Origin of the sequence: Pseudomonas sp. 2822-17 (assembly GCF_002742485.1) — a bacterium.
Classification (GTDB): domain Bacteria; phylum Pseudomonadota; class Gammaproteobacteria; order Pseudomonadales; family Pseudomonadaceae; genus Aquipseudomonas; species Aquipseudomonas cyclaminis.
The window spans coordinates 1-306 of sequence record NZ_LJRZ01000655.1 but is presented as its reverse complement, the minus strand read 5'-3'; the positions used below and the strand labels follow the sequence as shown (position 1 = coordinate 306).

The window sequence follows — 306 nt, the reverse complement described above, 5'->3', positions numbered from 1 at the left end:
CATTCCAACAGTTGTCTTAATGATTATTTTACTGGCTTCACTAGCATCTTTTAGAGACTTAGCCTGGGTTCAAGGAATGACTCATGGTGTTTTACCTGTCGTGGCAGTAATGATGGGAGTACTAACGTGGAGTTTCATCGATAAATCACAAAAAGACTTAGGATGGCTAAAAGTCGTGTTGTTAGTACTTCTTTCTGCACTTGTCATTCTAGTAATGGGAGTTCATCCGGCGATAGTGATTGGGATTCTTATCGTTTTTGTGCTTTTGAAAAAAGTAAAGCCGGCCGATGTAAAAGGGAATAAAGG

At 39.5% G+C, this 306-nt stretch carries 1 protein-coding gene; it reads left to right on the top strand.

What is annotated here, in order from left to right:
* Positions 1–306, top strand: a 306-nt coding sequence (locus AOA60_RS23745; RefSeq protein ID WP_218240798.1) for a chromate transporter, incomplete at both ends; no start/stop codon positions are given.